Raw genomic sequence first — 13,459 nt, forward strand, 5'->3', positions numbered from 1 at the left:
GGAGGAATCATTGAATGTCTGAGAGACCAAAAATTTGTAACAGCATACTTGAAACCATCGGACACACCCCTTTAGTTCGCCTCAACCGTTTGCCCGCAGCAAACTCAGCCGAAGTTTTAGTCAAACTCGAATCCTTCAACCCGATGCGCAGCGTCAAAGACCGCATCGCCTGTGCGATGATTGATGCGGCGGAACGCGAAGGCAAAATTGCGCCCGGAAAAACTACCCTTGTCGAACCGACTTCGGGGAACACCGGCATCGGGCTGGCGATGACCGCGGCAGCGAAAGGCTACCGCTTGATTTTAACCATGCCCGATTCGATGAGCGTCGAACGCACCAGAGTTTTACGGGCGCTCGGCGCGGAAATCATCCTGACGCCGAAAGCTTTGGATATGAAAGGCGCGATTGATAAAGCGCAAGAGTTGTTAAACGAATTGCCCGACAGTTTTATGCCGATGCAATTTTCCAATGAATCCAATCCGGCGATTCATCGTTGCACGACGGCTCAGGAAATCATTGAAGACACTGGCGCGATGCTTGACGCATTCGTTGCCGGCGTTGGCACCGGCGGAACCATCACAGGGGTTGGCGAAGTTTTAAAAGAACGTCTGCGCAATGTCAAAATCGTTGCCGTCGAGCCAAAAGATTCGCCGGTGCTTTCGGGCGGCATCGCCCAGCCGCATTTGCTGCAAGGCATCGGCGCGGGATTTGTGCCGCCGGTTTTGAATACTGAAATCATTGACCGGATTATTCCGGTTGAGTACGAAGATTCAAAACAGATTGCCAGACGGTTGGCGCGTGAAGAAGGGATTATGTGCGGCATTTCATCGGGCGCAATTTTATGGGCGGCATTGAAGGTTGCAAATGAACTCGGAAGCGGCAAGCGCGTCGTTGCTTTACTGCCGGATTTAGGCGAGCGTTATCTTTCCACAGATTTTTTTGCCTGCGAAGAAGAGGGGTAAGAAACGATGAACGATGAAGTCGGAACGATGAACTAAAGAGCGAATTTTTGCCATGAAGCCTGTTACCTTGAATTTGTTCATCGTTCATCGTTCCGACTTCATCGTTTCTTTTAAGGAGGAACCATGCCAGCGCGTTGGACACACATTACGGCGGTTGTCAGTGACCTTGAACGTTCCATTCAATTTTATACATCTTTTTGCGGACTCCAACTCTTGCTTGACCGGCGTAAACAAGGTGGTTCAACGGTGTGGCTCGGTTATGAACCGGCGGAAGGTGAATACCCGACATTCATACTGGTATTGATGCAAGGCGAAGTGAAAAATCTTTTGGAGCATCTCGGTTTTCAATGCGAGTCGAAAGAACAGGTTGATGAGATAGCAGAAACGGCTCGCCAACAAGACATACTGGTTGAGCCGCCGACCTTCACAGGCGGCGCAGTCGGTTATTGGACAGTTGTGCGCGACCCCGACGGGCATCAAGTCGAATTCACCTTCGGGCAACCGCTAAAAGGGTTGGGTTAAATCAACGGAGATTCAATCAGAAGATAGCCGGGATAGAGAAAAAGTGATATGTGAAATTACCTCATTTTGAATCCCTCGACCGCGCACGGTTTGATCGTTTATAAAGTCATCAAGGCTATTCGGTCAGTGCAAGTGTGGCTTCAATACGATATTGAATCACGTCCGAAAAAAATCCTGTTCATCCTGTCTATCCCTGTTAATTTTTTATGCGACACGAAATGCAAAACCCTGACTTTCCATTTGCGGCAATCGTTGGCAACGAACAAGCAAAGCTTGCATTGATCTTGCTTGCGATTGACCGGCGTTTGAAAGGGGTTTTGATTTCTGCGCCGTTTGGTTCGGGAAAAAGTTTGCTGGCGCGAACTGCGCGAATGATTTTTGCCGATTCAATATCTCAACGCCTGCCGTTTATCGAAATCCCGAATGGCGTCACCGAAGACCGTTTGCTCGGCGGGTTGGATTTTGAGCGCACCCTGAAAACCGGAAAAAAAATATTCTCGAAAGGATTACTTGCGCAGGCTGATAGCGGAATTTTATACGCCGATGATGCGGCGATGCTTGAGGCGAAGGTGATAGATAAAATCGCTGCTGCGCTGGACACGCAGGCGGTGAATGTCGAACGCGATGGCTTGAGTCTGGCTACAGCAGCCAGTTTCGTGTTCATCGGCGCTTACTGCGCTCAAGAACGCGCGGTCAGTTCGTTGCTTCGTGAGCGGGTCGGATTGATTGTTGAAACCGATGGGGGAAATTCATTCGATGAGCGCCTCGAAATCACCAAACGGGTTTTGCATTTTGAAAAAACGGCGAAGCATTTTACCGGAGAATTTAAAGATGAGATGCGCGCTTTGCGAAGGCAAATAACGCAGGCAAAAAAGCTGCTGCCGGAAATTTCACTTTCGCGAGAAGGTATTGAACGTTTGTCTGCGGCTGCTTTGCGTCTTGGAATCGCAGGCAATCAGGCGGATATTTTTGCGTCGCGAGCGGCAATGGCGCACGCCGCACTCAAAAATCGACAATCTGTAAATGATGAAGATTTGATTGCGGCAATTCAACTGGTTCTATTGCCCCGTGCCCGGCGTTTACCGGATTTTGATGAGCGTTTGGAACAGTCAAATTCTGATTCCGAGAATCAATCAATTGGTGAGCAAAACCTGAATGGGCTTGAACAGACTTTAGCGCAAAATCACAGGGACTCGCCTTCAAATTCTCAAAACTCAGCAGGCTCCAACCCGATTGAAAATTTAATCATTCAGGCAATGGATGCCTTTTTGCCAAAAGATTTTTTGGCGGCGCTGTCAACCAATCAACAGCAACCGATTCGCAGACAAAAAGCTACTACGGGAAAACGCGGCGAAAAAAATAATCTGATGCGCGGGCGCAGCAATCGCGCGTTTGCTAAAAAAACACCGACGAAAAAAATTGCGGTTGCCGCGACCATTCGCGCCGCCGCTGCCTGGCAAAAGCGTCGGGCTGAAGTTGAGAAGACAGCAGCGAACGCCAAAATTAAAATCACTGCGGCAGATTTGCGTTTCAAGCGGTTCAAACAAAAATCCGGAATCCTGTTTATTTTCGCGGTTGATGCAAGTGGCAGCATGGCTTTAAATCGCCTGGCACAGGCTAAAGGCGCGATGACCCATTTATTGCAAGAAGCTTATATTCACCGCGACAAGGTTGCGATGCTCACTTTTCGCGGCAATCAGGCTGATGTGGTTTTGCCGCCGACGCGCAGCGTTGAATTAGCCAAGCGGGCTGTTGATGCCATCCCGACAGGTGGTAGCACACCGCTCGCCGCCGCTTTGATTAAAGCGATAGAGGTTGCCGGGCAGGCGCACTCGCAAGAGATTTCGCAGGCTGTTTTGTTGCTGTTTACGGATGGCAGAGCCAATATCGGTTTGGGTAAGAGAAATGAAAAATCAAAAAACAGTTCGGCTTTACTTCAAGAAGAACTTGGTCAACTCGGTCTGCTGTTAAAAGAGACCTTTATCACGTCTGTGGTTATCGACACCCGCGCGAATTATTTAGCAAACAATGACGGGCGAAATTTAGCCGCGACGCTTGCCGCTCAGTACATCTATTTACCACGCGCTGAAGGACGACATATTTATGAGAATATCAGTTCATTTACGAATAGATTACGGCAGGTTGAAACGCTAGGCTGAGAGAGCCGTGAAATTTTAAAGTGAACGAGGCTTTAGTGATTAGCTAAAGCCTCGTATTGATTCATTATCAGTTACCTTTTCCGCTGGCTTTACGTTGGGATTTGTCAACTTGACGTTGCGCCTTTGTCGGATTTTGCGTGGTAACCGGCGGTCCCTTGTATTCAGCGCGCGGATTCACTTGTTGCCGAGGCATTACCATCGGTTGAACCTGACGTTGTGGCGTCGGCATTTGCTGAACCGGCGGCTTCACCCGTCGCTGCGGCGCGGGCTTTGGCTGACGCGGCATCTGCTGTTGCATTTGTTGTTGACGCCGCGCCTTCATTTGCTGCTGCATCTGCCGTTGTTGCAATTGCTGCGGTTGTTTCATCTGCTGCCGGTGAATTTGTTGTTGCTGAATCTGCGGTTGGCGTTGTTTTTGAGCCTGCCGTTGAACTCTGGCTGCTGCCGCTGCATTGGGTGGTTGCTTGATAACCATCTGCTGGCGCTCAACACGTTTTTGCGCTTTCATCTGTTGCCGGTTGTAATCCGGTTGAATTTGTGGTCGCCTAATCGGTTTTTGCATTTTACGTTCATTGTTTGGCGATTGCCGAACCGTCGATTCTCGCCGTTGAACGACTGGCGGCTTTGGTTTTTGAGCCGGCGGTATCATTTGAAGGTTATTTCCAACACCTTGCTGGCGGCGCATCCGTTTTAACTCACGCCTGGCATTTTGATCACCTTGCCTTGCTTGTGATTTCAGTTGCGCCATGCGTTGTTCACGTTCCGCGATGGCAGGCGCATTCGCCTGACGATTCATCATCGGATTAGCGCGCCTCGGTTGAGTAATCGCTACTTCAGGATTTCGTTGCGCCTTCAGTTCACGTTTACGTTGTCTTTCAGGCAACGTCGCGACATGAAACTTTTCAACTGTATTGGCGCGACCCGGCAACGCCATCGGTTCAGTGCTGGTAATCACCGGTCGTTCAAAAACCTGCTGTTTGATGGCTCGCTCCATTTTGAATTTACGCACAGGGCTTTCATTGCTTAAAGCCACCTGACGAAAACCTTCAATGGTGTAGGGATCAAGCGTGGGCTGCACCTGCGCGATAGATTGCGAATTCACCTGTACAACGGTCTGCGGTTCGATGACTTGCGTGAATCGTTGAAAAGGCACCACGGTTATCGCTTGTGGATAACTGGTGTTGATAAAGGTACGCTGAACCGAAATAACCTCTGTGACCACTTCCGGTGAAGCGAAATAACGCGGATGAAAGTCCGCATCATAATACCTCGGAAGATACGGTTCACCCGGCGCGAGCGGCACCCAACCGATTTGATTGACCTGATGTAAAGGCACAACAGCAACCAATGCCGGCGCATAAATCGGTCTGCTGATGCGTTCAGGCACCCACACCCACTGGACATTGTTTACACAAGCCCAACGACCATAGTGATAAGGTGTCCAGCCCCAAGGTTCATAAGAAATCCAGGTTGGCCCATAAAGGTTAGCCACATCCCAATAGCCATAGCGATAAGGCGCCCAACCTGCGTCCACACGCGGAACCCAGCAATGTCCGTAATCATCGAAATCCTGCCAGTACCCATACTCATCCAGGTCGTATAAACCCGGCAGGTTATAATCCAAATAATCGTAACTCACCGAGTGGTAATCGTCGTAATAATCCGGGTCATCCAGATAGGCTGAATAAGTACGATAGCGATGATCATAAACTTTCGGATAGCGGTAACTATAATAATCATCAACTACGCTGCCGGCATCATCCGGCGCAAGATTGCCAATCGAAGCCTCTGTCACGCCTTGACTGCCGAAGTTGAATATTTCGCCGGATTCAATTTCGCCTGACCCGCCAAGTCCGACGACTTGCGCCAGCCCGCTTAATACCGATACCCAGGCATTGCCATCATCGCCGATGCCGACTTGATACAAACCGGGTTCGGTAAAATCCACGGCTCCGTTGGCAGTTGCCACTTCAAATAATTCATCACTTTCTAATTCGCCTAAATCAAAAAGCGCCGTACCGTCACGCAGAGCCAATTGTGTACGGTTGTCCGCAAGAGTTAAAACATCCAGGGCTGTACCGGCATCCAACCGCGCATAATTGCGACCGGTAAAAGCGACCATGGCATTTGAACCTTCGCGCGCATAAATTCGATTCCCGGCAACCAGAGGCGTATTGCGTGTGACTTCCTGCCATTCCAGTTGCGCATTGTCTTGATTATTTAAAACGCTGGCAATGCCGACGCTGCCGTTGACCTGTTCGATTCGCGCCGCATACGGGGTCGTGCTGGCTTCGGTTTTAGGCTGTGAACCTGATTTGAAATAAACCACTCCGGCAGCTAAGGCTGCTGTAATGACTAAACCAACTAATGCGGTTCGTAGAGAAATTCGTGATAATTGTCTCGACAAATAATGTGTAAAATTCTCAGCCATTTTTGAAACCTCCTTGTCGACTTTGTCTTGGTGAGGTGCGACAAACCAATTTAGAAAGGCAAGAATCATGCCTCAAAGGTTGCAATATTAATGGTTCGGATTAACCCGGTAATAAGAGAAGTTACCGGCGAAGATAAAAGCCATTGTATGAATCGCAGACGCGCTTTGCAGAGCCTTTTCACCCCATATCGTGCCCATTCTTTACGATAACGAATTGCGAAGGGCTTGCAGATTGTATTGAATGATTGCAATGAAGAAACCATAGAAATGGCTACTGTAGCCATTTCTATGGTGATGATTGGTTAAAGCGAGGAGGTCATGTGCGGCGGCATAAACGCCTGCCATTCGCGAATAGAGTTTCGCGCCGCCTTTCATTGCCAGCACATCATAGACTACTTCGGCTTTAGAGCGGTTTGCGATTGAGTTTACTCGCCGCTTCGTTTTGCAAACGGCTATAGGGTTATGTATTTGCTCTTCGCGGGCATTGAGCCTGGCAATTAAGCTCTCGGAATCTTTGATTAATTGTGCTGTTTGAACGGAACTGCAAAAAATAAGAAAGGGCGAGTCGAAATTCAACTCGCCCGCCTATTGAAAAATTATTGGTGATGGCACGTCAACCGGCTACGGCTTTGTGTTGTTCGTAAGCGCGGGTTTCGAGAATCGTTTGAATCTCTCGGATGATTAACTCCAACTCTTCATCTTTGGTGTAAAAATGTGGCGCGATGCGAATGCCTGCGCCGGGTCTGTAGTCTGCCAGGAAATCTCTGCGCGAAAGTTCTTTGTTCACTTCGTAGCCGTTCGGCACATCAACAACCACCGTGCCGCCGCGACTCGCAGCCGCTTGCGGGCTGTTGAGTTTGAAGCCAGCGGCAGTTGCGAGTTCGATTAACCGCTCGGTTTGTCTGAGTGATTTCGCGCGAATTTTATCTACGCCGACTTCGGCGATGATTTCGTAACCCGACATCGCCGCATACATCGCAGGAATTGCCGGTGAGCCATGCGCAAAGCGAAAGATGTCATCGGCATATTCGATTTCGCCAATGTTGAATTGAAACGGTTGTTTGTGCGCCACCCAGCCGGTCATGCGCGGTTCGAGTTTGTCCCACAAATCGCGCCGCACATATAAATACCCTGCGCCCGGTCCGCCGCATAACCATTTCACCGAACCGCCGGTTGCGAAATCTAAATTTAATTCGCGCACATTCACGGGGACGGTTCCCGCCGATTGATACAGGTCGGCGCACACCAACGCGCCGACTTGGTGAGCGCGTTCGACAATCGCTTTGAGGTCTTGAATGAACGAACTGCGAAACAAGACGTGCGACACCGAAACGATTAAAGTTTCTTCATCGATTGCCGCAAGCATTTTTTCAAGCGGCACCGTGACATTGTCTTCGGAATTGACGGTGACCAGCCGCGCGCCCAGGCGTTCGGCGGCGTGAAAGATGTAAATGTTTGAAGAGAAATTAAAATCTTCGGAAACGATTTTGTTGCGTTTGCCGGAAAAATCAAGACACGACAGAATGAGCGATTGGCATACCGAAACATTCTGATGCATGATGACTTCGCCTTCACCCGCGCCAATGATTTTGCCGATGAGATTGCCCACTGAACGCGGCATCTCCCACCAACCTTCTTCCCAGGCGCGAATGCTGCGCGTCGCCCAAAGGTCAGCGTATTCATTCAAACGGTCGCGGGTGCGGCGCGGCATTGCGCCGAGTGAATGCGAAATCATATACACAGTATGTTCAAGTGTCGGAAACTCTTTCCGCCATTCAAGCAATTCGTCCATAAAACTCTCCTTAGTTTAAGTGCCAGGCTTCAACGGTAATGCGCAAGGTTGAAACTGTCAAAGTTTTTTACCACAGGGATAAGAAGAAAGGGAGAGAGGGAGACGGGGAGAAGGAGAATGATGAACTTCTCCCGTCCCCCTCTCTTTTTCTTCCTCTGTGTCTCCGTGTCTCTGTGGTTATCCAAATTTCTTTTTCGTTTGCGATAAGGTGAGCGCAAGACCCGCATTGCGGCTGAGTCCCATCGGCGCGTAACCGAGCGCTTTCGCCGCTTCATCGCCGAATAAACAGGTGAGCAAGATTGGATAATCTTTGCTGTCAAGAAACGGCGAAATGATTTCTTCGGTGTAGGCGAGATCGTCCGCATCGAGGGTTGGCGTTTGGCAATTCGCCATTGCCATCGCGTAACCTTCCTGTGCGAGTAAGCCTCCAAGCGTCGTTGCAAAGCCGTGCGCAACGATGTGCGCGCCGCGATAAACCGTAATTAAAACTTCACGGCGAACCAATTCAGGTGTTGGCTGCAAACTTGTCCAGAGCATTCCGGTAAACCAGCCGCGCTTGAAATAGGCTGCGCTGCCTGAACGATGACCGAACTCTACCGTATAACGATTCGTCCATCCGCCCATCAAATCATCTGAAAGCACAAGCGTCACTTTGAATTTGCCGTCTATGTTCGTAAGGTTCGCTTCGGCTTCTTCGACAGATTGAGCCGCGAGTTCATCGGCATGAAAAGCCAGATATTCATCCAGTAATTTCGGCAAATGGTCTTTGCCCATCGGGTTCATTGATGACAGAGGCAATTTGAGGTCGCGAGTCTCTGCATCCACCATCGTTTTAATGTACGCCTCGAATCGCTCCATCCCGCGAGGCGATTCATATAACTCGCGTTGAATTTTTAGCAGTGGGACGTATTCAAGTTGCATTATTGTTTATCGCCGATGATTGATTAGCTCGACGTTGAACCATGCATCGGGCAGCCGCCGGTTGCATTGCTCAAATAGGTTCTCAACTCCCAGAGTTCGGGAAAGAATTTTTGCGTCGTGGTGGATTGCAAATATGCGACGCCTTCGCTGCCGCCGGTGCCGATTTTGCTGCCAATCATACGCTCTGCCATCTTTGTGTGACGGAATCGCCACAAAATCACCGCTTCATCAAATTCAATCAAACTCTCTGCGAGTAAAAACAGATCGTAATGTTTATCGGCTTCCTGATAAATTCGCATCATCTCTTTAACACGGGCGTGATAGGCTTCCGCGGCTTCGCCTTCACGCTTTTCGCCGACCTCGAAACCGCGACGATTGAGTAAAGCAAAAAAGGCATCGGGCAGAGACGGGTTTTGCAAACGCTTTTGCAAACGCTTTCGCTCTTCGGTTCCTTCATCAAAGAAATTCAGGAAACTCGCATCTTTGATTCCGCAGGCAAATTCAAACTCGCGAAATTGTGTTGATTGAAAGCCGCTCGCGGGCATCAGGTTATCGCGAAACGCCAGAAAATCCATCGGCGTCATGGTTTCAAGTACCGCCACTTGCGAAACCAAGACGCGCTGAATTTCAATGCACCGGCGAATCAAACGAATCGCGCCAAGCACATCGCCGTTATTGAATTTTTCAACCACCGTGTCGAGTTCATGAAGCATCTGTTTGAACCAGAGTTCGTAAACCTGATGAATGATAATGAACAACGTTTCGTCGTGTTGCGCCGGTTCGGAAAGCAAATTTTGCAGATTGAGCAATTCATTGACCTTCAAATAACCGCCATAGGTCAATTGCCCTTCCAGTTTATTAATCGGTAATCCAAATCGCATGAAGACTCCTTATGAAAATCTATAATTCAATCAATATTGTACCCCCAAACGAAACTCGAAAAAAGAAGGGGAGAAAGGGAGAAGGGGAGCTTAAAATATATCTCCCCTTGGTTTTCGCTGATTGATTAAAAATTCCAGGTTGGTTGAGCATTGAAGCCGAATGTCTCCCCTTCTCCCTCTCTCCCTTTCTCCCCTTCTCCCCTTCTCCCCTTCTTAGGCATTAGCCGTTTCGCCGACTCGCGGAACGCGCAAAGTCGTAACGTTCGAGTCTTGCGAACGATTGCCGGCGTAATCATAAGCCCGGATGAAGTAGGCATAAGTGCGACCGCCGACCACCGACATATCGTAAAAATGCGTGCGTTTGATGGCATGCAGGCGTTTGAACGGGCTGTCATCTTCGCTGCGGAAAATCTCATATCCGTAAATGCCTTCGTTATCCGTAGCCTCTTCCCACTCCAGATAAATCTGCCCGGTCTTTAACTCACCTGTGAGTTTCGCGCCATCGGCTTTCCAACTCGGGGCAATCGTGTCATCGGAAAGCGGCGCTTGCAATGTGCCTTTGTCCCATAACACACAGACCACGCGTTTAAAATTTTCATCCAGGTTTTTACAGATGTTGCCGTAAACGCATTTGATGACTTTGTGTTCTTCGCCGAGTCGGACTTTGCGCGGCAAATCTGGGTCGGCAAGCAGGGCACGCGCCATGCCGATTAAATCTGCGCGTTCCGTTTGCAAAATAGTTTCGGCGAGTTCCGAATGGACGATTTTGCCCGTTGTCACGACCGGCGTGTGATAGCCTCGGTCGTTGATGTATTGCTTGATGGCATCAGCGATATAGACATTCGCGCCGTCCGCGTAAGAAGCGCCGGGCATACAACGGTCGCCCGAATAGCCTGTGTAAGGGTAGAGCGGTTCGCCGGGTTTATGAATCGCGTCCTCGAATTTGCCGCCCGCCGAAATCGAAATGTAATCGACGCCGAGTTCCGCCATTCGCAAAGCGATTTCCCGCGAATCAACTGTCGTGTAACCGTTCTTGATGTACTCTTCGCCATCAAAACGCACACCGATGGGAAAATCTTTGCCGACACGCTCGCGGACTTTCAGAATCACTTCGCTCATCAAACGCATACGGTTTTCCAGAGTTTTGCCGTATTCATCCGCGCGTTTATTCATGCGTGAAAGAAACGACGACATGGTGTAAGCGTGCGCCATGTGCAGTTCGACGCCATCGAATTCGGCAAGGCGCGCGCGCGCCGCCGCCGCGCCGTATTCCTCGATGATTTGTTTGATGTCCGTAGTTGTTAGGTCGGTGATTTTCTGTCGCCAGCCGGAACGCGCGATTTTCAAAAAGTGAATGATTTGCGGGACGATTTTCGAGGGGGAAATATCGTGAACTTCGCGCGCCAAATTGCGGAGTCCCGGAATGAACTCATCGGCGCAGAGTCTGAGGAGGGGACCCGATTTCGCCTGATGCACCGCCATTGCTTCGACCACGATGAGTCCCGGTTCGCCTTTGGCAAAACGAATGTAACGGTCGTGAATGTCTTGATTGACAAAGCCGTCTTCACCGGAAAGCCGCGTCACCATTGCGGTCAGCACAATGCGATTTTCCAGCCGCATCGAATTGATTTGTATCGGTTCAAAGAGTTTCATTGGTTTGATGAAAAAAGGTTGTTTGAAATTTTAAATTATGGAATTCAAGTTGCTGTAATATTCAAGCAATTTTTGCCAGCGCGGTCTCGCCCTCTTTTGAGAGATTAACCGGCATAAAGAAATTTGCCGGTTAAATAGCGGATTCCCCGCCTTCATCAATCACGCGCACCAAATCATTATCAGCAATGGTAATCTCATAAAATTTTCGCGGCACGAGCAATTCCGGGTCATCGGTGTTCAGGCAGATAGCAAAAGTTTTCACCGGTTTTTTGCCTCGCGCGGGAACTTCATAACTAAACACTCTTGAGGCTTCGCGTTTTCCCCTGATGGCATCGCCGACTTCTACAATGCTCTTTTTTAATCGCTCGAATTCTGATTTTTTCATTTCAACCAGGTCTCCACTAATCGCTTTAAAACTTTCAATTCATCGGAGTTCAAATCTGGTTATTCATTTTTAGGAAATATTGAGCATGAAAATTTGTCCCGTGAATCCGCCCAATAATAAATCACTCTCAGCCCACCGCGCTTGCCTCGCCCGCTACCTGCCTGGCGAATTTTTCTGATACCGCCGCTTCCTGCAATCAGATCACCGGCATCCGGTTAAAAACCATTGTCATTTCGTATACTCTTCGTCGGAGAGGAATTTTAACACACGGTCTGTATAGCTGTTGATTCAATAAAACTTCAAAGCTTTTTCATGACCTGTATCTTCCAAACCGCGATATTGCTGCTATGGCGCTTTCTGGTAAGTCAATAAATATTTCCCGTATATCAATTTTTTCGGCACGGTTCCGAATTGACGACTGTCGTTTGAAGCATCGCGGTTATCCCCCATCACAAAATAATGATCAGGAGGAATTTTTAGTTCCGGCGTTTTTCTGGGATGTTGATAAAAGTCAGGTGATATATATGGTTCATCAACCGGACTGCCATTGATGATGAGTTTTCCATTGGCGTCAATACTCAATGTTTCATTGGGTAAACCAACGATGCGTTTAATAAAACTTTGAGATGGGTTAGGCGGATAGTGAAGCACAACGATGTCACCTCGGTTTAATGTAGCCACACTTTTTCTGAGTAATATTTTATCGCCATTTCTAATCGTCGGTAACATTCCGGTTCCTTCATTTCTAACTGGTTGAACCACAAAAGCCACCAGAAGAATTGAAAGCAATGGAGGAAAGAGGACGCTTGCAACAATAATCAGCGCCAGTTTTTTGCGACTGAATTTTGGCTTTTGTATCACATTCTCAGGGTACATAGTTGAAAGGGATTTAACTCCAACGATGTTTTTATCTAACCTTGATTAAACTTCGGTGCGCGTTTTTCAACGAAGGCTTGATAGGCTTCTTTGAAATCGGGATTGAGCATGCAAATCGCTTGAGCGGCAGCTTCGGCATCGAGCGCCTGTTCCAAACTCATGTGCAGTTCGCGGTTCAAAGCGTCTTTGGTCATCGCCAGTCCAAATGCCGGTCCCGCTGCCAGCTTACTGGCGAGTTCCATCGAGGCGCTTTCCAACTCTTCGGCTTTGACCACTTGATTATAAAGACCAATTTGTAAAGCATCAGCGGCGCTCACAAAATCGCCGGTGTAGAGCATCTCTGTCGCTTTGCTGAGTCCAACGACTCGCGGCAACAGAAACGCCGCGCCCATGTCTGCGCCTGCAAGCCCGACTTTGGTGAATAAAAAGGCAATCTTTGCCGATTCCGCCGCAAGGCGTAAATCACAAGCCAAAGCAATGACTGCGCCTGCGCCCGCGACCGTCCCATTCAACGCGGCAATCACCGGCTTTCGCAGCAGGCGGATATTTTTAATCAACTCGCAGGTCATGCGGGTGAATTCCAAAAGCCCCTGCATATCGCGACTGAAGAGTTCGCCGATGATGTCTTTGACATCGCCGCCCGAACAGAAGCCTTTGCCGGTTCCGGTGATGACCACCACGCGAACCTCTTTTCGGTGTTCAAGCGCGGCAAATGTGTCTGTGAGTTCGCGGTAAACTTCAAAGGTCAAGGAATTCAACTTATCCGGGCGATTAAAGGTGATGATGGCTACGGCATCGCGTTCTTCGTAAAGAAAACTTTGTGGATTCGGTTTGTTTAGCATGATTTTAGTGATGAGTGATGAGTAATGAGTGAATT

General features: G+C 49.1%; 12 protein-coding genes. 3 read left to right on the forward strand and 9 right to left on the reverse strand.

The window, feature by feature from the left end:
• The first annotated feature begins 14 nt into the window (after nucleotides 1–14).
• From cysK to bchD, 3 genes are all read left to right on the forward strand, one after another.
• Nucleotides 15–962, forward strand: a complete 948-nt coding sequence (gene cysK / locus AB1757_17755; protein ID MEW6128887.1) for a cysteine synthase A — start codon at nucleotides 15–17, stop codon at nucleotides 960–962.
• Nucleotides 963–1,085: 123 nt separating this feature from the next.
• On the forward strand, nucleotides 1,086–1,484 hold the full coding sequence (locus AB1757_17760; protein MEW6128888.1) for a VOC family protein: 399 nt from the start codon (nucleotides 1,086–1,088) through the stop codon (nucleotides 1,482–1,484).
• A gap of 218 nt (nucleotides 1,485–1,702) precedes the next feature.
• A complete protein-coding gene (gene bchD / locus AB1757_17765) occupies nucleotides 1,703–3,643 on the forward strand; it encodes a magnesium chelatase ATPase subunit D (GenBank protein ID MEW6128889.1) in 1,941 nt (646 codons plus the stop codon).
• Nucleotides 3,644–3,710: 67 nt separating this feature from the next.
• Here bchD and AB1757_17770 read toward each other — a convergent pair whose 3' ends face one another.
• The 9 genes from AB1757_17770 to AB1757_17810 all read right to left on the reverse strand — a co-directional run bounded on the left by AB1757_17770 (nucleotide 3,711) and on the right by AB1757_17810 (nucleotide 13,424).
• Nucleotides 3,711–6,074, reverse strand: coding sequence for a DUF6600 domain-containing protein (locus AB1757_17770; GenBank protein MEW6128890.1), 2,364 nt, complete (start codon nucleotides 6,072–6,074; stop codon nucleotides 3,711–3,713).
• Between the two features lie 201 nt (nucleotides 6,075–6,275).
• Entirely contained in the window at nucleotides 6,276–6,458 is a 183-nt protein-coding gene (locus AB1757_17775) for a hypothetical protein (GenBank protein ID MEW6128891.1), read from the reverse strand.
• A 229-nt stretch (nucleotides 6,459–6,687) separates the two neighbouring features.
• Complete coding sequence (locus tag AB1757_17780) at nucleotides 6,688–7,866, reverse strand: aminotransferase class V-fold PLP-dependent enzyme (protein ID MEW6128892.1); 1,179 nt, start codon at nucleotides 7,864–7,866, stop codon at nucleotides 6,688–6,690.
• A 177-nt stretch (nucleotides 7,867–8,043) separates the two neighbouring features.
• The gene (locus AB1757_17785) at nucleotides 8,044–8,787 is read right to left on the reverse strand and encodes a hypothetical protein (GenBank protein MEW6128893.1); all 744 of its coding nucleotides are present in this window, start codon (nucleotides 8,785–8,787) and stop codon (nucleotides 8,044–8,046) included.
• A gap of 23 nt (nucleotides 8,788–8,810) precedes the next feature.
• Nucleotides 8,811–9,668, reverse strand: coding sequence for a tryptophan 2,3-dioxygenase family protein (locus AB1757_17790; protein ID MEW6128894.1), 858 nt, complete (start codon nucleotides 9,666–9,668; stop codon nucleotides 8,811–8,813).
• A gap of 213 nt (nucleotides 9,669–9,881) precedes the next feature.
• Nucleotides 9,882–11,321, reverse strand: a complete 1,440-nt coding sequence (locus tag AB1757_17795) for an NADH:flavin oxidoreductase (protein ID MEW6128895.1) — start codon at nucleotides 11,319–11,321, stop codon at nucleotides 9,882–9,884.
• Between the two features lie 130 nt (nucleotides 11,322–11,451).
• The gene (locus AB1757_17800; GenBank protein MEW6128896.1) at nucleotides 11,452–11,706 is read right to left on the reverse strand and encodes a hypothetical protein; all 255 of its coding nucleotides are present in this window, start codon (nucleotides 11,704–11,706) and stop codon (nucleotides 11,452–11,454) included.
• A gap of 345 nt (nucleotides 11,707–12,051) precedes the next feature.
• Nucleotides 12,052–12,582, reverse strand: a complete 531-nt coding sequence (gene lepB, locus AB1757_17805) for a signal peptidase I (GenBank protein MEW6128897.1) — start codon at nucleotides 12,580–12,582, stop codon at nucleotides 12,052–12,054.
• A gap of 35 nt (nucleotides 12,583–12,617) precedes the next feature.
• Nucleotides 12,618–13,424: an enoyl-CoA hydratase family protein gene (locus tag AB1757_17810; protein ID MEW6128898.1), complete on the reverse strand. Its 807-nt coding sequence runs from the start codon at nucleotides 13,422–13,424 to the stop codon at nucleotides 12,618–12,620.
• Nucleotides 13,425–13,459 lie beyond the last annotated feature (35 nt).

It is taken from the genome of Acidobacteriota bacterium (assembly GCA_040754075.1).
Taxonomy (GTDB): Bacteria; Acidobacteriota; Blastocatellia; order UBA7656; family UBA7656; genus JBFMDH01.